The sequence below is a fragment of the Streptomyces sp. NPDC049837 genome, assembly GCF_040674455.1.
GTDB lineage: Bacteria > Actinomycetota > Actinomycetes > Streptomycetales > Streptomycetaceae > Streptomyces.
The window spans coordinates 116,538-139,248 of record NZ_JBFAMP010000005.1; the positions used below are offsets into that span (position 1 = coordinate 116,538).

Genomic DNA, 22,711 nt, shown 5'->3' on the forward strand with positions numbered 1-22,711 from the left:
TTTCCCGGAAGGGCGCTGGCATATTCGGCCGCACCATGGACAGAAACGTGCCCCGCGCCGGTGCCCTCGCCGGGCTGCTGACCGCGCTCGCCGTCTGCGCCGGTGACGCCGTCGCCCGGACCTTCCCCTTCGGGCCGCGCACGCGCAGCGTCAACGACCTGGGCAACCAGTTCGTGCCGTTCCACGCCCACCTGTGGGACCTGCTGCACGGGCGGGCGGACGGCGGGCTGCTGCTCAACTGGTCCTCCGGCTACGGCACGAGCTTCCTGCCGGACCTCGGCACGTACCTGACCAGCCCCTTCGCCCTGCTGGTCGGACTCTTCCCGCGCGACGACACCGACCTCGCCGTGTATGTGATCACGGTCCTGAAGATGTCCGTCGCGGCCGCCGCCATGAGCCTGCTGCTGCTCGGGCAGCGCCGGGGCCCGTGGTGGGGCGCCGCGGTGCTGGGCGCCTCGTACGCGCTGTGCGGCTGGGCCGTCGTCGAGGCGTCGTACAACCCGATGTGGCTGGACGGCCTGATCGCCTTCCCGCTGCTGTGCCTGGTCGCGGAGTGGATACGGACGGGACGGCACCCGGTGCTGGGGCCGGTGGTCGTCGCGGTGGCCTGGATCGCCAACTTCTACACCGCCTACATGGCGACGATCGGCGCCGCGCTGGTGCTGCTGGCGCGCGGGGTGCGCGGGTGGCGGGTGCTCCTGCGGGCGGCCTGGACGGTGCTGCTGGGCATCGGGCTCGCGGCGCCGGTCCTGCTGCCGGTCTTCCTGGGGTCGCGGCACGCGTACCCCGGCTGGACACGGGAGTTCGCGCCCGCCGGGTGGGGGGACGTGGCCGCGCGGGTGCTTCCGGCGACGTACGGCTTCTTCACGCCGGCCCTCTTCCTGGGCACGGGCGCGCTGCTGCTGGCGGCGGCGCTGCCCTTCCACCGGGGGGTGCCGGTGCGGGAGCGGTGGATATGGACGGGGCTCGTGGCGGGGGTGGTGCTGTCGGTCCAGTGGGAGCCGACGCACCTGGTGTGGCATGTGTTCGCCACGCCCAACGGCAGCCCGTACCGGCAGACGTTCGTCCTGGCCGGGGTGGTCGTGCTCGCCGCGTGGACGGGCGTGTCGTACGGGTGGCCGGGGTGGCGGGCGGTGGCCGGCGGGTCGCTGGTCCTGGGCGTGATCGCCGTGGGGGCCACTCCCGTGGGCGGCTGGTCGTACGCCCTGTTCGGGGCGGGTCTGGCGGCCGGCGTGGGCGCCCTGGCGCTGGTACGCCTCCGGGCGCGGCGGTACGGGGCCGTCGGCGCCGTGCTGCTGGCGGGCGCCCTGGTCGGGCAGGCCGCGGCGACCACGGCTTACGCCGACCGGGAGCGGCCCGCGCGGCTGGACGACTACCCGGCCTGGGGCGCGGCCCACGAAGCGCGGGCGGCGGCGGTGGCCGGGGCCGACGGGTGGCCGCGGTACCGCACCGACCCCGGGCGCCCGCAGCTCACCGGCAACGACCCGCTGCTGGTGGGCGGGCAGGGCGCCGCGTACTACAGCAGCCACACGCCGGCGGTGCTGACCCGGACGCTGGCCGCGCTGGGCGGCGGGTGGACGTCCAACGGGCGCAGCCTCCAGTCGCTGGACAACCCCGTGACGGACGCGCTGTTCGGGGTGGGCGCGCGGTGGCGGGGCTCGTCGCTGGAGCGGCGGGCGGACGTGCTCCCGCTGGTGACGGTACGGCCGGGCGGCCCCGGCGACCGGGAACTCCGGTACGGGGCCTCGCCGTTCCGTAACCAGGAACTGCTGCTCGGGTCACGCGTCTACGACCTCCCCGCCGATGGCGCGTGCCCGGTCGGCAGCGACGTCTACGTGTGGGCGCCCGACTTCACCGGGACGGCGCGCCTCGGGGCGGGCCCGCCGGTGGAGCTGCGCGGCGGTCTGCCGAAGAGGCGTGCCCCGATGACCCCGCTGGGTACGCAGCGGGCGGCGGGCGTGCCGGTGACGCTGGACGGCGAGGGGGCCGTGCCGTCGTCCGGGAGCGTCGGGTGCCTGGACCGGGCCCGGCTGGCGGCGGCCGTGGCCGGGCTGAGGGCGACCGGCGCGGTCGCGGTGCGCGTCACCGCCGACGGCGTCCGCGCCGACCTGCCCCCGGGCACCCGGGGCACGGCCGTCCTCGCGGCGCCCCGTATCGCGGGCTGGCGCTGCGAGGGCCGCCCCGCCGGGTCGTACGGCGGGCTGGTCGCGGTCGAGGTGACGGGGCGTCGCACCACCGTGGCCTGCGTCTTCCGGCCGCCCGGGCTGCGTGCCGGGGCGGGTGTCGGAGCGGTGGCGCTCATCGCCCTGGTGGTGGCCGGCCGCGCGAGTCGCCTGCGCGCCACCAAGACTTCACCCGTGCACCACCGTGCCGTGACCCCCACAGCGGCCTGAGCGGCGTAGCTTGCCCCGCATGCCCTCTCTTCTGAGCAACCGGCTGGCGAAGCGGGTCCTGCGCCCCGCGTTCGCCCTGGTCGAGCAGCGCATGGAGCGCGCGACCACCGCGCTCCAGTCCGACCTCGACGCCCTGCACCACGCGGTGGCCGACCTGCGCCGCCAGAGCTACGGCCTCGGCCTGCTGCTCGACCAGGCGGGGCGCGACGGGCACCGGATGCCGACCGAGACCCAGGTCGACACCCTCGTACGCGAAGTGCGCGCCGTCACCGGCGACGGCGGCGAGCGGGCCCGGCACGACATCACCGTCGCCTACCGCCATTTGGTGGCCCTGGAGGCCCTCGGGGCCGGCGGCCTGGCCGGCACGGTCTCCGACGTGTGCGGGCGGCTCGCCACCGTGCCCCTGCTCACCCCGCCCAACGGCGACGTCCTGGAGATCGGCACCCGGCACGGACTGTTCGCGGCGGCACTCCAGCGGATGCTGCGGCGCGACGGCGTCGAGGCGCGGCTGACGATCGTCGACCCGCTGGACGGCTCGCCCACCCGGGAGGAGGAGGTGCGCGGCAACCTGGCGCTGGGCGGCGCGACGGGGAACGGTTCGGCGGACGCGGCCCGGATCGCGCGGGGCGGCTTCGGCGACGCGGCGGTACGGGAGCGGATCGGCGACCGCCGCTACGGCGTGATCGTGGTGAACGGCGACCACGATCTGACGCTCGTGCGGGAGCTGGCCGCGCCGGGCGGGGTCGTCGTCGTCGGCTCGGACGCCGGTTCGCGCCCGGCCGGGCTCACCGGGCTCGGGCGGGTCGCGGATTCGGTGTACTGCCGGGCGGCCTGACCCCGGGGCGCGGCGTCACATCCCGCGCATCTGCTGCTGGCGCTCCAGCGCGCGGCGCAGCTCCGCCGGGAGCGGGTGGTACGGGCCGTACGCCCGCTCCGTGTCGTACAGCAGGTTCTGGAGCTGCTGCTGGGCCGCCGTGTGGTCGCCCATCGCCAGCAGCAGGTGGCCTATGCGGTGCCGGATGTCGAAGGCGCGGGCCGGGTCCGCGCCGGCGGACTGGCTGCTCGCGTAGTACGGCAGGACCGCGCGGTACTCGGCGAGCGCGGCGGCCGTCTCGCCGAGCTGCTCCAGGCACAGCGCCGCCTCGTACCGGAACTGGAGCGTCTGCGGATCGGCCGGGCCCGCCTCGGCCGCGCGGTCGTCGGCGAGGCGCCGCAACTCGGGCAGGGCGCGCCGGTACTGGCCGTCGTCCATCAGCGTCGTGGCGTACTGCTTGCGCAGGATGCGGACGACCGGGGAGTGCTCGCCGTGCTCGGCGGCGGCGGCCGGGAGGATCCCGCCGAGGATGTCGACGGCCTGCGTGATGCTGCCCTCGCCGAGCAGCCGCTTCACCTCGTCGACGGCGGCCGCCACGTCGGGGCGGGTCGCGGCGGGCGCGACGGGCGGCTGCGGCACGGGGGCGGGCGTGGTGGCCCGGTCGGGCCAGGGGGCGTGCGGGCGGAGGAAGGGGCGCGTGGGGTCGAGCGGGCCGGACGGCACGCCCCGCGAGGGCAGCAGCGGGGCGAGCGTCTCGTACACCTCCTGGGCGCCGGACGGGCGGGCCTGCGGGTCCTTGGCGAGCAGCCGCAGGACGAGCGCTTCGAGCGCCTCGGGGATCTCGGGGCGCAACTGCCGTACGGGCAGCGGCGGCTCGTACAGGTGGCGGTGGAGGACGCCGAGGGCGGTGGAGCCGGCGAAGGGCACGTTCCCGCTGAGGAGTTCGTGGAGGAGCGCGCCGAGCGCGTACAGGTCGGTGTACGGGCCGACGGCGCCGCCCATGGCCTGTTCGGGCGCCATGTAGGCGGGGCTGCCGATGGGCGAGCCGGTGTGCGTGAGGCGCGTGGTGTCGGTGTCGATGACGGACGCGACGCCCAGGTCGAGGACGGTGACCGTGCCGTCGGGCTTCACCATGACGTTGCGCGGCTTGAGGTCGCGGTGGACGATCGGCACCGCGTGCACGGCGGCGAGCACGGCGCAGAGCTGGGCGGCGACGGACACCGCCCACTGCCAGGGGTACGGGTCGTGCTCGGCGAGGTGGTCGGCGAGGTCGGCGCCCTCGACGTACTGCATGACCAGGTACAGGTCGTCGCCGTCGCTGCCCGCGTCGTGCACGGTGACCAGGCCGGGGTGGGAGACCTGGGCGGTGACCCGGCACTCGCGGACGAAGCGGCGGCGCATCTCGTCGGCCGCGGTGGCGGCGGCCATGTGGTCGGGGCGCAGCAGCTTGACGGCGACGCGCCGGTCGAGCCGCCCGTCGTAGGCGGTCCAGACCTGGCCCATGCCGCCCTGTCCTATGACGGTGGACAGCTCATAGCGCTCGGCGATGACCCGCCCGTTCACTTGTCCCCTTCCCGGGGGTCCTTGCGGAGGAGGTCGCTGAGCTCGTCGAGCTCGGCGCGCACCTGGTCGATGCGCTGCGACGTCGGCTTCGCCGTGGGCTGCGGCTGCGGCTGGGGCGGCACGGGCTGGGCGGGGGGCTGCGGCTGGGCGGGGGGCTGGGGCGGGGCCAGGTGCGTCTGCTGCATGGGCGACTGCCCGGCAGGCGGATAGCCGTACCCGGCCGGCGCGGTCCCGTAGACGGGCTGGGGAGCCGCGGCCATCCGGTTGAAGTACTGGATCTCGGCTATCAGGTAGTACGCGATGACACCGATGACCACCGCGAGCATCCAGAGCACCATGATGGCTGCGTCACCGTCGCTGATCTCCTGGTTCTCGTCCATCGGGGTGACGGCCACGATGAACACCAGCAGGCCGATGTTGAGCAGCAGGACGGCGCAGAACAGGAACCAGTCCAGGACCCTGCGGGTCACGACCGCCAGCCGCAGCATGGGCACCCAGCCGAGGAAGCCGCAGCTCAGCAACGTCATCGCCAAGAACACCACGCGCAGCGCGATCAGCGTGCCGTCGGCCGGGCGCTGTGGCGGTGGCGGTGCATAGCCGTGGCCGTGCATTCCTGCTCCTGACGAAAACGTACGAGTCTGACAAGAAGTCGAGCGTATACACCGACACCGACAACGACCTCGGGGTTGTACGGAACCGTTGTCGAACTGATCACCGGCGCCCCGGTCAGGCCTCGACCGTGCCGTCCGTCAGCCCGTCGTACATGCCCCGCACGAGCCGCTCGCCCAGGCGCCCGGCGAGGCGCAGCGCCTCCTCGAATTCGGCGAGCGCCCGGAAGCGTTCGCCGTACCGCTGCTGTTCGGCGAGGGGGAGGCGGGGCAGTTGGAGGCGCCGCACGTCGAGGCGGGTGGCGGTGGACGCGTAGCTGCTGGCCTGGCGGTTGTTGGCGGTGCCGCGCAGGAAGCCGGCGAGGAACCAGGGATCGAGCGCCGCCGGGTCGGGGCGCAGCAACTGGAGGTTGCGGCCGAGGGCGGCGCCCTCGGTGGCCTCGTCGACGACGCGGGCGATCGACCCGCCGCCGAGGACCGGGACGACGACGTCACCGGCGCGGACGAGCACGGGCTCCTCGCCGGTGCCCTCGGGGAGGCTGCCGGAGGGGGCCTGGCCGGCCAGGACGTCCTGCTCGGTGAGGACGCGGAGGGCCGCCCGACCGGCTCCCGTGCCGCCCGCGCGCAGTTCCAGGGCGCCGGTGCGGGCGAGTTCGCCGACGGTGACGCCGGGGAGGCGGGCGGGCTCGGGGCGCGTGGAGGTGCGGGCGGGGGGCGGGGTGAGTTCGGCGGTCCGGCGCAGCACGGTCGTCAGGCGGTCGTGCACCCCGGCCAGTTCCTCGGCGCCGCCGGCGGCGGCCGGGGGCGGCAGGTGGCGGGCGGGGGCGAGGTCCACGTCGTCGTCGAGGAGTTCGATGACCGGGACGCAGCGGTGGGCGCCGGGCCGCTCGGCGACGGTGCCGTTCTTGTCGAAGGGCACCCAGGCGTCCAGTACGGCGGTGTGGACGGCCGGCCAGTCGAGCTTGTCGCGGCCGGCGTCGGTGTGCTCGGAGGTGTCGACGACCAGCAGCTCCGGTGAGGCCGGGGCACCGGCGACGGGCTTGCGCAGCACCCACAGGTGGAGCGGGATGCCGTACGGGGGTGCCGCGCCGGCCGGGAGGGCGACGACCGCCCGCAGCGCGCCCCGGCGCAGCAGGTCGGCACGGATGCGGCGGCCGGAGCGGCGGGAGGCGGCGGCGGGGGGCATCAGCAGGACGGCGGTGCCGCCGGGCCGCAGCCGGGCCAGGGCGTGCTGGACCCAGGCCAGTTCGGACTCGGTGCGGGCGGGGAAGCCGTACTCCCAGCGCGGGTCGTAGGCGAGTTCGTCGTGCCCCCAGTTGCGTTCGTTGAACGGCGGGTGGCAGAGCACCGCGTCGGCGGTGAGCCGGGGAAACGCGTCGGCGCGCAGCGTGTCGCCGACCTGGGCGCGGACCTCGGCGCCGGAGTGCAGGGCGAGCCGGAGGGCGGTGAGCGCGGCCAGGTCGGGGTCGGTCTCCTGGGCGTACAGGGCGGCGGGCTCGGCGACGGCGCGCAGCAGGGCGCCGGTGCCGCAGGCGGGGTCCAGCACCGTCCGGGCGGGCCCGGCGAGTTCGGCCATGAGGGCGGCGGGGCCGGGCGGGGTGAGGGTGTACTGGCGCGGGTTGGCGTCCAGGTGGCGGCCGATGAGGAACTCGAACGCCTGCCGGGCGCCGGTCTCGGCGGCGAGCTCGGTGACGGCGCGCAGCAGCGGGACGGAGGGCACGAGCGCGGCCGGGCGCGGGGTGGGGACGGCCCGCTCGGCGCCGAAGCGGAGCGTCAGCACCTCTTCCAGGGCGGTGGGCAGCAGTTCGGTCATGCGCTCGTCCGACACGGCGGTCAGCTCCAGCCAGCCGCTGGACCTGTCCCGTACAAGGAGGAGGGCGCAGCCCGCGTGGATCAGGGCGGTGACCGCCCCGGCCGGGTGTCCGGCGATCTGCTGCCAGACGCGTTCACGCAGGGGAACCTCGGCGAGTTTGCCCTGGGCCCGCAGCCACCGTTCGACGTCGGCGAGGGCGAACGAGGGGCTGGTCTCGGTGCCGCCGACGGGCTTGGGGAAGTCGGCGTGCCGACGCCGCCAGTTGCTGACGGCGGCCCGTCCCACCCCGGCGAGGCGGGCGATCCCGGCCGCGGTCACCTCTGCTGCGTTGTCCGGCACCTGGCTGACTCCCTTCCATCTGCTGCTGTGTCGCCGATCCTACAGCCGTACACAACACCCATGGATTCACAGCGTGAGCGGAGCACGTTTTCGTGATCCGTGTTGACTCGGTTCACAAGCTCTGCTCTTATTGACCCGTCGCAAGGTGGGGCAGCCCCGCAGCCCCGAACCCCTTCCCTCCCCTTCCCCCGTCCTCATCACCCCGGAGAAACACCCATGTCTGCCACCGCCCTCCGCACGTTCAAGCGCCCCGTCCTGGCCGCCCTCTGCGCCGCCACCGTGCTCGGCCTGACGGCCTGCGGCCCCTTCGGTTCCGCTCAGGCCGAGGAGACCGGTCCGTTCGCCGGGCTGTCCGGCCCGCAGATCGCGAACAAGGCCATCAAGGCCACCAAGACGGCCGATTCCCTCACCCTCGACGCGAACATGAAGATGCCCGAGGGACAGATGAAGGCCTTCTTGGCCCTGGACACCAAGGGACAGTGCGCGGGGACCATAACCATGGGCCCCACCGGCACCATGGAGCTCATCAAGACCGGCAAGGACGCCTACATGCGCTTCGACGAGGCCTTCCTGCGTGAGCAGAACGAGGGCGGCTCGCCGGAGGAGACGGAAGCGGCGCTGAAGATGCTCAAGGGCCGCTGGCTGAAGACGGACGTCACCGACCCGGAGGCCAAGGAAGGCCTCGAAATGTGTGAACTGAACACGATGCTCAACGAGTTCGAGACGGGCGTCAACTTCGCCAAGCGGGGCGAGGAGACCACCGTCAACGGCAAGAAGGCGCTGACGCTCACCGAGAAGGACGGCGACACGACGTACAAGATCTACGTCGCCACGGAGGGCGAGCCGTACCTGCTGAAGGTCGAGCAGAAGGGCGGCGAGGAGCCGGGCACCGTGTCCTTCACCGACTACAACAAGCCGGTCGCGGCGAAGAAGCCGGCCGCCAAGGACATCCTCGACCTCGACAAGCTCGGCGCGCAGTAGGGGGACCACGAGGACCACGCCATGGGGGGCCACGGAACCGGGGGACCACGGAACCGGGGGGCCACGGGGGGTGCCGGACAGACCGTCGGAGGGGGCGGCCTGTCCGGCTCCGCCGTGTCCGGGCGGCCTACAGCGGGTGGCGCACCCACACGTTGGGCTCGACGTACACGGCGTACCCCTGCGACGCCTCGCACCGCACCGGCACCAGCGCGCCCTCCACCTCCACCGGGCCGTCCGTGTCGAACGGCAGCCCGGTCCACTCCCGCCACCGCTCCACCGAGTGCGCGATCGTCATCGACGCGGGCGCCACCGCCTCCACGACCCCGCCCGCGCGGACGTGGACGCGCAGCCACGGATCGTGCGGCAGGCCGTCCTCCTCCCGCGTCCGGAAGGCGTACTCCCCCATCGGCACGCCCGGTTCCCGGTGCTTGCCGCTGGGCCGGACCGGCGCGACGACCTCGCGGAAGCCGAGCTGCCGGGCGTTGTCCCGCATGGCCGCCAGCATCCGCCCCGACAGCCCCTCGCCCTGGACGCGGGCGTCGACGGCCACCTCGATGGCGCTCACCGTGTCGGGGATGCGCCCGTGCCGCCGGTCCGAGAACGCCCACAGCAGCACCTGGTCCCAGCCGGTCGCGGGCAGTTCACCGCGCCCCTCGGCCCGCAACTGGAACGGAACACTGAACGCCCGGGCCACCACCGCCCCTCCGGCGTCGGTGGCCACCAGCACGTACTCCGGCAGCTCGGCGACGATCCGCCCCATGTTCGCCCAGCCGATGGGGTCGTGGAGCATGAACTCCGGCCACAGGTCCCGCATCTCCCATAGGGCGCCCTGGAGTTCGGGCCGCTCGGCGAGCGTCGTTATGCACAGATCCATCCGGGCAGGCTAAACAGCCCACAGCCCCCGCCCAACTGATTTCCCGCCCGCCTCAGCCACCGCACTGGCTCAGCATCGCCCGCTTGTCCGCCCGGGTCACGGGCAGTTCGTACTTCTTGGCCACCTGGGCGAAACGCACCGCGTAGGAGCAGCGGACCCGCTTGTTCGGCGGCAGCCAGGACGCCGGGCCGGAGTCGCTCTTGGCGGAGTTGGCGGGGCCGTCGACCGGCAGCAGGTTGAGCGGGTCGTTCGCGAGCTGTTCGCGCTTGCCCTCCGGCCATCGGGAGGCCCCCATCTGCCAGCCGTAGGACAGCGGTACGACGTGGTCTATCTGCACCTCGGCGGCCCGCTGCTTGCGCCACTCGATGGTCCGGCCGGTGTACGGGTCGTGGAGGGTCATCGCCACGACCACGCAGTCCGAGCCTGAGCGGAAGCGCGGCTCCTGACCGTCGCGGCGCAGGAGGTCGTTGCGGGTGTCGCAGCCGTTGCGCGCCAGCGGTACGCCGTCGGCGGTGTCCATCCAGGCGTAGCCGAACTCGTCCCGGTCGTAACCGGTCCTCGGCCCGCGTCCCTTCACGGTGAGCGCTTCGATGAGCCGCCGTGCCTCAGCCCGGTCGGCGTCCGAGGTGAGCGGCGCCAGGCCCGGCTTCGTACCGTCCGGGTTGTCCAGCGGGGCGGCCGCGCCCGTGGCCGCGCCATCCGGTCCGGATGCCGGGTCGCCGGCGCCGATGGCGTCGCAGCCGGCGGCGAGGGACGCGGTGACGGCGAGGAGGGCGGCGGGCAGGGCGGTCCGGGGCGTAGGCATGCCCGCATCGTAGGTGTCAGACCTTGCCCACCCCGAGGGTGTTCTCGCGCGGCAGCAGCCCGCTTCCCAGAACCGCCACCCATATACCGCCCAGCAGTTCCGAAAGCCGTGCCGTGTCCTGTTCGCCGAGCACCGACCATGGCCCGGCGGCCAGTTCGTCCGTACGCCGCTCGACCTCGGCGCGCAGCGCCCGGCCCGCCCCGGTCGCGGTGCCGCCCTCGGCGACGAGCCCGCGCGCGGCGAGCCGTTCACGGGCGGCGGCCCACTCGTCCTCGCTCCAGCCGCGGCTCGCGAAGGTCTGCGCGGACGCGGCCCCTATGGCGGCGAACGAGACGAGCGCCTCGACCGGGTCGAGCCCGGCGGTGAGCAGCGCGGCCAGGTGGCCGTCCCCGCGGTGCTCGCGCAGGATGGTCGCCGCCTGCCACAGGACCAGGTGCGGCGCGTCGGGCCACTCCAGCGCGGCGTTGGCGGCGGCGAGGGGCCGCCCGGCGTGTACGGCGGCCTCGGCGGCGCGCCGGGCGAGGGCGGCGGCCCGGTCCAGCCCGCCCACGTCCGCCCCCGGCAACCGCCGGTAGAACCGGTCCACCGCCCGCAGCCGTGCGGCCAGGACGTCCCCGGGCGCGGCGACCCGCCACGCGGCCGGCACGTACCGCTCCACCATCGCGGGGCTGAAGCTGTAGAACGCGGACGCCACCCGGCCGGCGCCCACGGGCCCGAGCGGCGCGGCCCGCCACGCGAAGTAGGAGGGCCAGCGCTCCTCGGTCCCGTACCCCAGCGCGGCGGCCTCCTCGAAGGCCTCCGGCGCGTAGTAGAGCACGGCGTGCACCGGCTCCAGCAGGTGCCACATCCGGCGTACGCGCATGACGTCCATGACCGCTCCCCTACTCGGGCTCATCTAGGCACTGACTAGATCCAGCACGGCCCAGCGTGCTCCCGCACCCCGAACTTGTCAATGCCTAGATTCGGCGTACGGTGACCTCATGAGCAGCCAGCGCGCCTACCACCACGGCGACCTGCGGCGGGCCGTCCTCGCCGCCGCCCTCGACGTCATCGGCACCGACGGCCCGGCCGCCCTGAGCCTCCGGGACCTGGCCCGCCGCGCGGGCGTCTCGCACGCGGCGCCCGCCCACCACTTCAAGGACCGCGCCGGCCTGCTGACCGCCATCGCGGCCGAGGGCTTCGACCTCCTGGCGGACGCGCTCGCCCGGGCGGCCGACCTGCGGGAGGCGGGCGTGCGGTACGTACGCTTCGCCATGGACCACCCCGCGCACTTCCAGGTCATGTTCCAGCCCGGCCTCCACCGCCCCGACGACCCCGCCCTGCTCGCCGCCCGGACCCGTGCGGGCGACCGTCTCCGCGAGGCCGTGGCCGACGCGGTGGACACCGACGAGCCCCGCCTCGCGGGCATCGCGGCCTGGTCCCTGGCCCACGGCTTCGCGACGCTGCTGCTGACCCACAACCTCACCGACCCGGTGGGCGACCGCGCCCCGGAGGACGTCTTCCGCTCGCTGACCGGACTGCTCTTCAACCACTGAGCAGCGGTCAGATGCCGCGCTCCACCATGTCGATGACGTGCTGCCCGGCGTCGTACGCCTGGGAGGGCAGCAGGCCCCGCAGGGGGCCGTCGATGAGGAGGACCGCGAGACCGTGGACGGCCGACCAGGCGAGGAACTCCGCCCCCGGTCGCCGCTCCTCCGGCAGGACGCCCACCCCGACGAGGTCGTCCAGGGCCGAGCCGAGCAGCTCGAAGGGGGTCTTGCCACCGGCTCCGGCGGCGGTCTCGTCGGCGGCGTGCGTCATGTCACCGGGCACGTGGAAGGCGATGCGGAACAGTCCGGGCTCCTCCTGCGCGAACCGCAGGTAGCCGGTGCCCACGGCACGGAACCGGGCGCGGGCCCTCGCCACGGGGTCACCGGCGGGCGGCACGCTCGCCAGCTCCTCCTCCATCGCGACGGCGACCTTGGCCATGGCCGCCTGGGACACGGCGTGCAGGAGCGCCGCGCGGTCCTTGAAGTGCCGGTAGGCGGCGTTGGGCACGACCCCGGCGCGGCGGGTGGCCTCGCGCAGCACGACCGCGTCGGGGCCGCCCTCCCGGGCGAGTTCGAGGCCGGCCTCGGTCAGGGCATGGCGGAGGTTGCCGTGGCGGTAGGTCTTCCGCGCCGGCTTTTCTGCGTTGCCCGACATCGACGGCTCCCCAATGTGGACAGCATCCACATCTCATCTGTACGCTGCTGCAAGATCGCTCCGGGGGCACGGATCACCGCACCCCCGGAATGTGGACATCGTACACAAGCGTGCGTGCGACGAGATCCGATGAGTTCTGATCAGTCCGATGAGTTCCGCCCCGCCCGGCGGTCCACATTGATGAACCAACCTCCGAGGAGACCCCATGGGAAAGATCACCCACTTCGTCCACCAGTCGGTCGACGGCTTCATCGAGGGCCCGAACGGCGAGTTCGACTGGCCCGTCATGGACCCGGAGCTGTCCGCCTACTCCCGCGCGCTCACCGACAGCGCGGACACCTTCCTGTACGGCCGCCGGGTGTGGGAGATGATGGCGGGCTTCTGGCCGCGCGCCGAGGAGCTCTCGACGCACGAGCACGACCTGGCGTTCGCGCCGGTCTGGCGGGCGACGCCGAAGGTCGTGGTCTCCTCCACGCTGGAGGAGGCCGACTGGAACACCCGCGTGATCCGTACGAACGTCGTCGAGGAGCTCACCGCCCTCAAGGAGTCCGGCGCCCACCTCGTGCTCTTCGGCGGCTCCACCCTGGCGGCGACCCTGACCGAGCACGCCCTGATCGACGAGTACCAGATCTTCGTCCACCCGGTCGTACTCGGCGGCGGCAAGCCCGTGTTCCAGCACCCCAAGCAGCGGTTCGGCCTCAAGCTGGCCGAGTCCCGGACCTTCGACTCCCAGGTCGTCCTCCTCCGCTACGAGCGCTGACCATTCCCAGGAGACCAACCCCATGCGCAAGTTCAAGCTCCAGGTCCAGATGAGCGTCGACGGCTACATGGCCGGGCCGAACGGCGAGATGGACTGGCTGACGTACCCCTGGACCGACGACATCAACGCCTACCTCGACGCGCTCACCGAACCCGTCGACTGCATCGTCCTGGGCCGCAAGCTCGCCGAGGGCTTCATCCCGGCCTGGGCGGCCGGCCCCGAGGGCGAGGACCAGGCGTCCGTCGACAAGATGAACAACACGCCCAAGGTCGTCATCTCCCGCACCCTCACCGAGTCGCCCTGGGAGAACGCCGTCGTCGCCGGCGGCGACCTCGCCGAGACGGTGAACGAGCTCAAGGCCCGGCCGGGCGGCGACATCATCGCCTACGGAGGCGCCACCCTCGTACAGAACCTCCTCACCGAGGGCCTGCTCGACGAGCTCCACCTGCTCGTCAACCCGACCGCCCTCGGCGCCGGCCTGGCCGTGTTCCCCTACACCGCGGACCGGCAGCCACTGCGCCTGGTCACCGCCCGGCAGTTCGACTGCGGGATCACCGCGCTGCACCTCGAACCGCAGCGCGCGCGGTGATCCGGGCGAGCCGGTCCTACGACCCCAGGATCGTCGTCAGGAACTCGCCCGTCCACGCCAGCAGTTCGCGGCCCACCACCGGCTTGCCGCCGATCTTGCCCGTGGTGGGGCGGGGCACCAGGATCTGGTGGGTGGGCGCCTTGATCACCGTACGGGGGTAGAGGCGCTTGAGGCGCAGCTCCTGCGACTCGCGCAGCTCGACCGGGGCGAAGCGGATGTTCGAGCCCTGGAGCACGATCTCGCCGACGCCGCACGCGCGGGCCAGCATGCGGAGGCCCGCGACCAGGAGCAGGTTCTCGACCGGCTCGGGGAGCTTGCCGTAGCGGTCGGTGAGTTCCTCGCGGACCGCCTTGATGTCCTCCTCCGAGTTCGCGGAGGCGATCGACCGGTACGCCTGGAGGCGCAGCCGCTCGCCCGGCGCGTAGTCGTGCGGGACGTGCGCGTCGACCGGGAGCTCGATCTTGACCTCCAGCGGCGGCTCCTCCTCCACACCACCCTCCAGCGAGGCGCGGTAGTCGGCGACCGCCTCGCCCACCATGCGTACGTACAGGTCGAAACCGACGCCCGCGATGTGGCCGGACTGCTCGCCGCCCAGCAGATTGCCCGCGCCCCGGATCTCCAGGTCCTTCATGGCCACGTACATGCCGGCGCCCATCTCGGTGTGCTGGGCGATCGTCGCCAGGCGCTCGTGGGCCGTCTCGGTCAGCGGCTTCTCCGGCGGGTAGAGGAAGTACGCGTAACCCCGCTCGCGGCCACGGCCCACCCGGCCGCGGAGCTGGTGGAGCTGGGAGAGGCCGAAATTGTCACCGCGCTCGACGATGAGGGTGTTGGCGTTGGAGATGTCGATGCCCGACTCGACGATGGTGGTGGAGACCAGGACGTCGAACTTCTTCTCCCAGAAGTCCACGACCACCTGCTCCAGGGCGGTCTCGGACATCTGGCCGTGCGCGGTGGCGATCCGGGCCTCGGGCACGATCTCGCGGAGGCGGGCCGCCGCCCGGTCGATCGACTCCACCCGGTTGTGGATGTAGAAGACCTGGCCCTCGCGCAGCAGCTCACGGCGGATCGCCGCGCCGATCTGCTTCTCCTCGTACGGGCCGACGAAGGTGAGGACCGGGTGCCGCTCCTCCGGGGGCGTCGTGATGGTCGACATCTCGCGGATGCCGGTCACCGCCATCTCCAGCGTCCGGGGGATGGGGGTGGCGGACATGGTGAGCACGTCGACGTTGGCGCGGAGCTTCTTGAGCTGCTCCTTGTGCTCGACACCGAAGCGCTGCTCCTCGTCGACGATGACCAGGCCCAGGTCCTTGAACTTGGTCTCGGAGGAGAACAGGCGGTGCGTGCCGATGACGATGTCGACGGCGCCGTCCTTCAGCCCCTCCAGCGTCGCCTTCGCCTCCGTGTCGGTCTGGAAGCGGGACAGTGCGCGGACATTGACCGGGAACTGGGAGTACCGCTCGGAGAACGTGCCGAAGTGCTGCTGCACGAGCAGCGTGGTCGGGACGAGGACGGCGACCTGCTTGCCGTCCTGCACCGCCTTGAAGGCGGCGCGCACGGCGATCTCCGTCTTGCCGTAGCCGACGTCGCCGCAGATCAGGCGGTCCATGGGGACCGTCTTCTCCATGTCCTCCTTGACCTCGGCGATGGTGGAGAGCTGGTCGGGGGTCTCCACGTACGGGAAGGCGTCCTCCAGCTCCCGCTGCCACGGGGTGTCCGGGCCGAAGGCGTGGCCGGGGGCGGCCATCCGGGCGCTGTACAGCTTGATCAGGTCGGCGGCGATCTCCTTGACCGCCTTCTTGGCGCGCTGCTTGGTCTTCGTCCAGTCCGCGCCGCCGAGCCGGTGCAGCGTCGGGGCCTCGCCACCGACGTACTTGGTGACCTGCTCCAACTGGTCGGTGGGGATGTAGAGCCGGTCGCCGGGCTGGCCGCGCTTGGCGGGGGCGTACTCGACGAGGAGGTACTCACGGGTGGCGCCCTGGACGGTGCGCTGCACCATCTCGATGTAGCGGCCCACGCCGTGCTGCTCGTGGACGATGTAGTCGCCGGTCTCCAGGGTGAGCGGGTCGATCGTCTTGCGGCGGCGCGTCGGCATCCGCTGCCCGTCCTTGCCGGCCGCCTTCTGGCCGGACAGGTCGGTCTCGGTGAGGACGGCGAGCCTGAGCGCCGGGTCGACGAAGCCGTACTCGATCGAACCGCACGCCACGTGTACGAGGGAGGGGGAGATGTCGGTGAGGTCGGCGTCCAGGCGGGCCGCGATGCCCTCGCCGCCCAGCACCTCGACCGTGCGGGCGGCCGGGCCGTGCGCCTCGGTGACGAAGACGGTGCGCCAGCCGTCGGCCAGCCAGCCCTTGGTGTCGGCGAGCGCACGGGCGGTGTCGCCCCGGTACGACTCCGGGGCGTGCATGCCCAGCTTGAGGGTGTCCGCGTCAAGCTCCTCGTCGGCGGCGAACGGCGACACCGACCACCACATCATGCCCAGCTCGCGCGCCCGGTCCCGGACGTCCGCGATGCCCCACAGCGACGCCGCGCCGACGTCGATCGGCGCCTCGCCGCCGCCCGCGGTCGCGGCCCATGAGGCGTGCAGGAACTCCTGGGAGGTGGCCACCAGGTCGGCGGCCCGGGTACGCACGCGCTCCGGGTCGCACACCACCGCCATGGAGCCCTTGGGCAGCACGTCGAGCAGCAGCTCCATGTCGTCGACCAGGACCGGGGCGAGGGACTCCATGCCCTCGACGGCGATCCCCTCGGCGATCTTGCCGAGCAGCTCGCCCAGCTCCGGATGCGCCTCGGCGAGAGCGGCCGCCCGCGCCTTGACGGACTCCGTCAGCAGCAGCTCCCGGCACGGCGGCGCCCACAGGCCGTGCTCGGCGATCTCCAGGGACCGCTGGTCGGCGACCTTGAAGTAACGGATCTCCTCGACGTCGTCGCCCCAGAACTCGATCCGGAGCGGGTGCTCCTCGGTCGGCGGGAACACGTCCAGGATTCCGCCGCGCACCGCGAACTCGCCGCGCTTCTCGACCAGCTCCACGCGCGCGTACGCCGCCGCCGCGAGGCCGTCCACCACATCGTTCAGGTCGGCCTGCTGACCAGTGCGCAGCGACACCGGCTCCAGGTCGCCCAGGCCCTTGACCTGCGGCTGGAGCACGGACCGCACGGGCGCGACGACGATCGAGACCGGGCCGGTCGCCGGGTCGTCCGCCGACGGGTGGGCCAGGCGCCGCAGCACGGCGAGGCGGCGGCCCACGGTGTCGGAGCGGGGCGAGAGGCGCTCGTGCGGCAGCGTCTCCCAGGACGGGTACTCCACGACCGTGTCCGGGTCCAGCAGGCTGCGCAGCGCCGCCGCCAGGTCCTCCGCCTCCCGGCCGGTCGCCGTCACGGCGAGCACCGGGCGGCCGGCGTCGCGGGCCAGCGCGGCGAGCGCGAAGGGGCGCGCCGCGGGCGGGCCGACCAGGTCGACATGGGCCCGGTGACCATCGGCGGCGGCCTTCACCGCTTCGGTGAGGGCGGGGTCCTTGACGACGGCGTCGAGCAGACCGTGCAAGCTCATGAAGGCGTCCATCCGGGGGGTGTGGGCAACGCGAACCGCCCGACACGTCTCACGGGCCGGGGGTTCCCAGCGTACGACGTCGGTCCGACAGCCGCGCCCGAAACCTCTCCCGCCCCACGAGGCGTCCGTTCGGAGTGTCCGAAAATACGTGCGGCAAAGTGTCAACCGGAACCGTCGCCCGGGGCGTATACGCCCATGACGTATACGCCCCGAGACCTGTCCGCCCCGCCGAGTGACCCCCGAGGAGCCCCTCCCCCATGCGTGGAGCCGTCGTCGCCGCCCCGCCCGCCGGCGACACCGAACCGATACCGATACCCGGCCCACGCGGTCCCGCCACGCCCGGGACCCGGCAGCGGACCTGGACGGACCGCGCCCCCCACCTCCTCGCCCTCGCGCTGTTCGCCGCCTACACGGCCCTGTCCGTCCTGCGGTACCGCCGCATGGAGACCCGCTCCTGGGACCTGGGCATCTTCGAGCAGGCCATACGCGGCTACGCCCACCTCCAGGCCCCGGTCGCCGACCTGAAGGGCCCGGGCACCAACATCCTCGGCGACCACTTCAGCCCCGTCACCGCCCTCCTCGCCCCCGCCTACCGGCTCTTCCCCACCCCCGTCACGCTCCTCGTCACCCAGGCCGCGCTCTTCGCGCTCGCCGCGATCCCCGTCACCCGCGCCGCCACCCGCCTGCTGGGCCGGGCGTCCGGGCTGGCCATCGGCGTCGCGTACGGGCTGTCCTGGGGCATCCAGCAGGCGACCGACTTCGACTTCCACGAGATCTGCTTCGCCGTCCCCCTGATCGCCTTCTCGCTCGAAGCCCTCCTGGCCCACCGGTGGCGAGCCGCCCTCCTGTGGGCGGCACCCCTCGTCCTGGTCAAGGAGGACCTGGGCATCACCCTCACCGCGATCGCCCTGGTCGTCGCCTGGCGCGCCCGCCGGGCCCGGTCCCACGCCGCCCTGTACGCGCTCGGGGTCGCCGTCCTCGGCGCGGCCGCCACGCTCCTCACCCTCACCGCCGTCATCCCCGCCTTCAACACGACGGGCGGCTACGACTACTGGACCAAGGTAAACGACGGCCCCTCCCCCTTCGCCGGCGCCGAGACCAAGCTGCGCACCCTCGCCTGGCTGCTGCTGCCCACCACGGGGCTGCTCGCCGTCCGCTCCCCCCTCCTGCTGGCCGCCGCACCCACCCTGGGCTGGCGCTTCCTGTCCGGCGACGACCACTACTGGTCGACCGACTGGCACTACAGCGCCGTCCTGATGCCCGTGCTGTTCCTGGCCCTCGCCGACGCCGTCGACGTCTCCCGCCGCAGCCCGCGCCCCTGGCTGCGCACCTACGCGGACCGGCTCCCCGCCTGCGCCGCCGCGGCCGCGCTCGCCCTGACCACCTCGCTGCCCCTCGCGTCGCTCACCGAGGCCGCCACGTACCGCAAGTCACCGCGCGTCGTCGCGGCCGAGAACCTCCTAGCCCGCATCCCCGACGGTGCGACCGTCGAGGCCAACGTCGGGCCGATCAGCCGCCTGACCGGCCGCTGCCGGGTCATGTGGCTGGGCGACACACGGGGCGTGACCCCCGACTGGATCGCGCTGAACAACTCCTCCGGCTGGGTGCGCGACGCTCACTCCTACGCCCGGCAGCTCCACCCGGACGCCCGCTACCGCGTGGCCGGCGAAGCGGGCGGCTACCTGCTGCTGGAGCGCCGCACCTGACCGGCCACGGGGCGGGTCGTCACTCGGTCGCGATGGCGTTCAGCACGTTCATCCGGCCCGCCCGGAACGCCGGGACCAGCGCCGCGAACAGTCCCACGAACGCCGACCCGACGAACACCGTCAGGATCGTCGGCCACGGTATCTCCAGAACTCCCAGCCCCTCCAGGGCCAGCAGCTTCTGGGCCGCCGTGCCCCAGCCCATGCCGAGCCCCAGGCCGAGCAGGGCGCCGAAGACGGCGATGACCACCGACTCCAGGCGGATCATGCGACGCAACTGACGCCGCGACAGGCCGATCGCCCGCATCAGACCTATCTCCCGGGTCCGCTCGACGACCGACAGGGCCAGGGTGTTGACCACACCGAGAACCGCCACGATGATCGCCAGCGCCAGCAGCCCGTACACGATGTTCAGGAGCTGGCCGACCTGGTCCTTCAAGTCCTGCTTGAAGTCGGTCTGGTTCTGCACCTTGTACTGCGGATACGCGGCCAGCGACTCCTTCAGCGCGGCGTACGCCTCGCTCTCCTTGCCTTCCTCCGCCTTCGCGAACATGATCACGCTCTGGGGCATCTTCTCGGCCGGGACGTAACTCTCGGCCGTCGTGATGTTCGTGTACATGGCGCCCTTGTCGACGTTCGTGTCGTCCGAGGTGATCGCCGCGACCTTCAGCTCGGCGGCCTTGCCGCCCTTGAAGGCCACCGTGAGCGTGTCGCCGACCTTCACACCGTGCCGGCCGGCGTAGTCGCTGCCCACCGACATCGCGCCCTTGCCGTACGCGGCCGCCAGGTCACCCGCGACGGTCTCGCGCCGCAGGTCGGTGGCGTACGTGGGGTCGGCGGCGATGACGCCCTCGTCCTCCGTCCTGCCGTCCGGGGACGTGAGCCTGGCCTCCACCAGCTTGTACTCGGTCACGTGCGCGATGCCCGGTGTCCCCTCCAGGGCCGCCTGCGCCTGCGGCACGATCGGCCGGCCGTCGGCGCTCGCGCTCTGGACGATGAAGTCCGCGCCGACCGACTTGTCGAGCTCCTCCGTCGCCGAGGCGACCATCGACGAGCCGACCACCGCCAGGCAGGCGACCAGGGCGAGGCCGATCATCAGGGCCGCGCCGGTGGCCCCCGTACGGCGCGGGTTGCGCAGCGCGTTGCGCTCCGCCATCCGCCCCACCGGCCCGAACATCCGCAGCAGCAGCGCGCTGATCACCTTGACCAGGCCACCGGCCAGCAGCGGGCCGACCACGACGAAGCCGATCAGGCTCAGGACCACACCCGCACCGAGGAACACCGACCCCTCGGCCGCCTTGTCCGCCCGCGCCGCCGCGTACAGCGCCGCGGCGCCCGCGCCTGTCAGGACCAGGCCCGTGATGCCGCGCACGACACCGGCCTTGCCGTCCGCCGGAGTGCCCGCGTCCCGCAGGGCGGCCATCGGGGAGACCTTGCCGGCCCGGCGGGCCGGTATGTACGCCGCCAGGACGGTCACGACGACGCCGAGGAGCAGGCCGACGGCCGGAGTGGTCCACTTGACGGTGAGGTCCTGGGTGGACAGCTCCATCCCCACGGACGACATCAGTTCCATCAGGCCGATCGCCAGCCCCACTCCGGCGCCCACACCGAGCACCGAGCCGACGAGGCCGAGGAGCACCGCCTCGATGAGGACCGAGCGGTTGATCTGCTTGCGGCCGGCCCCGATGGCGCGCATCAGGCCGATCTCACGCGTGCGCTGGGCGACCAGCATCGAGAAGGTGTTGACGATGAGGAAGATGCCGACGAGGAAGGCGATCCCGGCGAAGCCGAGCATCGCGTACTTCATCACGTCGAGGAATCCGCTGACGTCCTCACGTCCCGCGTCGGCCGCCTCCTTCTGCGTCTGGAACCGGTACGGCCCGTCGACGGCGGACGCCACGTTCTTCTTCAGCTCGTCATGGCTGACGCCCGGGTCGGCCGTCACCCACACATGGGTGAACAGCCCTGCCCCGCCGAGCAGTTCACGCTGGGCCGTGGCGGTGTCGAAGTAGACGACGGCCGCACCGGGGTTGGTGACCTTGAAGGAGGCGATGCCGGAGATCTTCGCCGTGAAGTCGCCGGTGACGGCGATCGTGCGCAGCTCGTCGCCGATCTCCAGGCGGTGCTTCTCGGCGGTGTCGGCGTCGACCATCACCTCGGTCGGGCCGCGCGGCGCGTGCCCCGAGGTGATCTCCATGGAACGCAGGTCGTTGCGCGTCCAGTTGCCGGCGATCGTGGGGGCGCCGTTGGTGGAGCCCATGTTCTTGTTGTCGGCGTCGACGACGGTCACGCTCGTCGAGACGACCGCTCCCTCGGCGGACTTGACGCCCTCCGCCGCCCGGACCCGCCCCACGACGGACGCGGGCACCGTCTCCGGCTTGCCGGTCTGCGGCATCTCGTCGACGGCCCCGGCCGACTTGGGGCTGACGGTGACGTCGGGGGCGGACGCCGCGAACAGCTTGTCGAACGTGGTGTTCATGGTGTCCGTGAACACCAGTGTTCCGCTGACGAACGCCACGGACAGCAGCACGGCCACCGCCGAGAGCGCCATGCGGCCCTTGTGCGCGAAGAAGTTGCGCAGGGAGGTTCTGACGACGGTCACGATGTCCGCCCCCGCGCGTCGAAGTCCTTCATGCGGTCGAGGACGGCCTCGGCGGTCGGCCGGGACATCTCGTCGACGATGCGCCCGTCCGCCAGGTACAGCACGCGGTCCGCGTAGCTCGCGGCCACCGGGTCGTGGGTGACCATCACGATGGTCTGGCCCAGCTCGTCCACGGACCGGCGGAGGAAGCCCAGCACCTCCGCGCCCGCCCGGGAGTCCAGGTTGCCCGTCGGCTCGTCACCGAAGATGATCTCGGGCCGGGCGGCCAGCGCACGGGCCACCGCCACGCGCTGCTGCTGGCCGCCGGACAACTGCGAGGGCCGGTGCTTCAGCCTCTCGGCCAGCCCCACCGTCTCCACCACCCGGTTCAGCCAGGCGGCGTCCGGCTTGCGGCCGGCGATGTCCATGGGCAGCGTGATGTTCTCGATCGCGTTGAGCGTCGGCAGCAGGTTGAACGCCTGGAATATGAACCCGATCCGGTCCCGGCGGAGCTGCGTCAGCTTCTTGTCCCTGAGCCTGGTGATCTCGGTCTCGTCCAGGAAGATCTCACCGCTCGTCACGGTGTCCAGGCCGGCCAGGCAGTGCATCAGCGTCGACTTGCCGGAACCGGACGGGCCCATGATCGCGGTGAACTGCCCGCGCGCGATGTCCACATCGACGTGGTCCAGCGCGACGACACGGGTCTCGCCCGCCCCGTACGCCTTGACGACCTGTCGCGCCCGCGCCGCGACGGCCGTACGCCCTCCAGTACCCCCGTGCCTGGGGATGGTCACAGCCGTTGTCACGGTAAGTCTCCTATATCGGGTATGACGGAATGTCGGTCTGCCGAATGTCGTGGTGCTGGAAGGTCGCTGCGCGGGCCCCGCGTATGACCGCAAGTCTTCCGCCGCCCCGCACCCGAGCGCACTGGTGCCCAGCGCAGTCTTCGCCCTGGGGTTTTCCCCACCCCCCGCCCCCACCGCCTTCGCGGCGGCTCGGCGCCCGTAAGAACAAGCTAAGGAACGGGCCCACTCCTTCACGTCCTCCGGCGGGACGAACGCCCCCTGGGCTGAAGTAGGGAGGCGCCCCTAGGGGTTCTCCGCCCGGGGAGGGGGTGAGAGGCTGGCCCGACGAGATACGTGCATGGGGAAAGGGAT

At 72.9% G+C, this 22,711-nt stretch carries 17 protein-coding genes; 7 read left to right on the forward strand and 10 right to left on the reverse strand.

What is annotated here, in order from left to right; translation table 11 throughout:
• The first annotated feature begins 35 nt into the window (after window positions 1–35).
• A complete protein-coding gene (locus tag AB0J57_RS15420; protein WP_366128633.1) occupies window positions 36–2,393 on the forward strand; it encodes a YfhO family protein in 2,358 nt (785 codons plus the stop codon).
• Window positions 2,394–2,412: 19 nt separating this feature from the next.
• A complete protein-coding gene (locus AB0J57_RS15425; protein WP_366128634.1) occupies window positions 2,413–3,228 on the forward strand; it encodes a class I SAM-dependent methyltransferase in 816 nt (271 codons plus the stop codon).
• A 15-nt stretch (window positions 3,229–3,243) separates the two neighbouring features.
• On the opposite strand, the gene AB0J57_RS15430 is transcribed toward AB0J57_RS15425, so the two are convergent.
• The 3 genes from AB0J57_RS15430 to AB0J57_RS15440 all read right to left on the reverse strand — a co-directional run bounded on the left by AB0J57_RS15430 (window position 3,244) and on the right by AB0J57_RS15440 (window position 7,530).
• Window positions 3,244–4,770 (reverse strand): protein kinase, encoded by a 1,527-nt coding sequence (locus AB0J57_RS15430; RefSeq protein WP_366128635.1) that lies wholly within the window; start codon window positions 4,768–4,770, stop codon window positions 3,244–3,246.
• Window positions 4,767–5,381 (reverse strand): hypothetical protein, encoded by a 615-nt coding sequence (locus tag AB0J57_RS15435; protein WP_366128636.1) that lies wholly within the window; start codon window positions 5,379–5,381, stop codon window positions 4,767–4,769. The genes AB0J57_RS15430 and AB0J57_RS15435 overlap by 4 nt, the downstream gene beginning before the upstream one ends.
• A gap of 115 nt (window positions 5,382–5,496) precedes the next feature.
• Complete coding sequence (locus AB0J57_RS15440) at window positions 5,497–7,530, reverse strand: N-6 DNA methylase (protein ID WP_366128637.1); 2,034 nt, start codon at window positions 7,528–7,530, stop codon at window positions 5,497–5,499.
• 216 nt (window positions 7,531–7,746) lie between these two features.
• Between AB0J57_RS15440 and AB0J57_RS15445 the strand changes: the two genes are divergently transcribed.
• A complete protein-coding gene (locus tag AB0J57_RS15445; RefSeq protein WP_366128638.1) occupies window positions 7,747–8,511 on the forward strand; it encodes a hypothetical protein in 765 nt (254 codons plus the stop codon).
• 127 nt (window positions 8,512–8,638) lie between these two features.
• Here the strand turns inward: AB0J57_RS15445 and AB0J57_RS15450 are convergent, their stop codons facing one another.
• The 3 genes from AB0J57_RS15450 to AB0J57_RS15460 are packed head-to-tail and all read right to left on the reverse strand — an operon-like array spanning window position 8,639 to window position 11,061.
• On the reverse strand, window positions 8,639–9,385 hold the full coding sequence (locus tag AB0J57_RS15450) for an N-acetyltransferase (protein WP_366128639.1): 747 nt from the start codon (window positions 9,383–9,385) through the stop codon (window positions 8,639–8,641).
• A 52-nt stretch (window positions 9,386–9,437) separates the two neighbouring features.
• Window positions 9,438–10,190 (reverse strand): HNH endonuclease family protein, encoded by a 753-nt coding sequence (locus AB0J57_RS15455; RefSeq protein WP_366128640.1) that lies wholly within the window; start codon window positions 10,188–10,190, stop codon window positions 9,438–9,440.
• A gap of 16 nt (window positions 10,191–10,206) precedes the next feature.
• On the reverse strand, window positions 10,207–11,061 hold the full coding sequence (locus AB0J57_RS15460; RefSeq protein ID WP_366128641.1) for a hypothetical protein: 855 nt from the start codon (window positions 11,059–11,061) through the stop codon (window positions 10,207–10,209).
• Between the two features lie 109 nt (window positions 11,062–11,170).
• Between AB0J57_RS15460 and AB0J57_RS15465 the strand changes: the two genes are divergently transcribed.
• Window positions 11,171–11,725, forward strand: a complete 555-nt coding sequence (locus tag AB0J57_RS15465) for a TetR/AcrR family transcriptional regulator (RefSeq protein ID WP_366128642.1) — start codon at window positions 11,171–11,173, stop codon at window positions 11,723–11,725.
• A 7-nt stretch (window positions 11,726–11,732) separates the two neighbouring features.
• On the opposite strand, the gene AB0J57_RS15470 is transcribed toward AB0J57_RS15465, so the two are convergent.
• Complete coding sequence (locus AB0J57_RS15470; protein ID WP_366128643.1) at window positions 11,733–12,374, reverse strand: TetR/AcrR family transcriptional regulator; 642 nt, start codon at window positions 12,372–12,374, stop codon at window positions 11,733–11,735.
• A gap of 205 nt (window positions 12,375–12,579) precedes the next feature.
• Between AB0J57_RS15470 and AB0J57_RS15475 the strand changes: the two genes are divergently transcribed.
• Together AB0J57_RS15475 and AB0J57_RS15480 are read left to right on the forward strand one after the other, a co-directional pair.
• Window positions 12,580–13,134, forward strand: a complete 555-nt coding sequence (locus tag AB0J57_RS15475; RefSeq protein WP_366128644.1) for a dihydrofolate reductase family protein — start codon at window positions 12,580–12,582, stop codon at window positions 13,132–13,134.
• A gap of 22 nt (window positions 13,135–13,156) precedes the next feature.
• Window positions 13,157–13,723 carry a dihydrofolate reductase family protein gene (locus tag AB0J57_RS15480; RefSeq protein WP_366128645.1) on the forward strand — a complete coding sequence of 189 codons (567 nt, stop codon included), beginning with the start codon at window positions 13,157–13,159 and terminating at the stop codon, window positions 13,721–13,723.
• Between the two features lie 16 nt (window positions 13,724–13,739).
• On the opposite strand, the gene mfd is transcribed toward AB0J57_RS15480, so the two are convergent.
• Window positions 13,740–17,270: a transcription-repair coupling factor gene (mfd, locus tag AB0J57_RS15485; RefSeq protein WP_366128646.1), complete on the reverse strand. Its 3,531-nt coding sequence runs from the start codon at window positions 17,268–17,270 to the stop codon at window positions 13,740–13,742.
• Window positions 17,271–17,527: 257 nt separating this feature from the next.
• Between mfd and AB0J57_RS15490 the strand changes: the two genes are divergently transcribed.
• Window positions 17,528–18,976 (forward strand): DUF2079 domain-containing protein, encoded by a 1,449-nt coding sequence (locus AB0J57_RS15490; RefSeq protein WP_366128647.1) that lies wholly within the window; start codon window positions 17,528–17,530, stop codon window positions 18,974–18,976.
• Between the two features lie 19 nt (window positions 18,977–18,995).
• Here AB0J57_RS15490 and AB0J57_RS15495 read toward each other — a convergent pair whose 3' ends face one another.
• The gene (locus AB0J57_RS15495) at window positions 18,996–21,575 is read right to left on the reverse strand and encodes an FtsX-like permease family protein (RefSeq protein ID WP_366128648.1); all 2,580 of its coding nucleotides are present in this window, start codon (window positions 21,573–21,575) and stop codon (window positions 18,996–18,998) included.
• On the reverse strand, window positions 21,572–22,360 hold the full coding sequence (locus tag AB0J57_RS15500; RefSeq protein WP_366128649.1) for an ABC transporter ATP-binding protein: 789 nt from the start codon (window positions 22,358–22,360) through the stop codon (window positions 21,572–21,574). Before AB0J57_RS15500 ends, AB0J57_RS15495 begins: the two co-directional genes overlap by 4 nt.
• Window positions 22,361–22,711 lie beyond the last annotated feature (351 nt).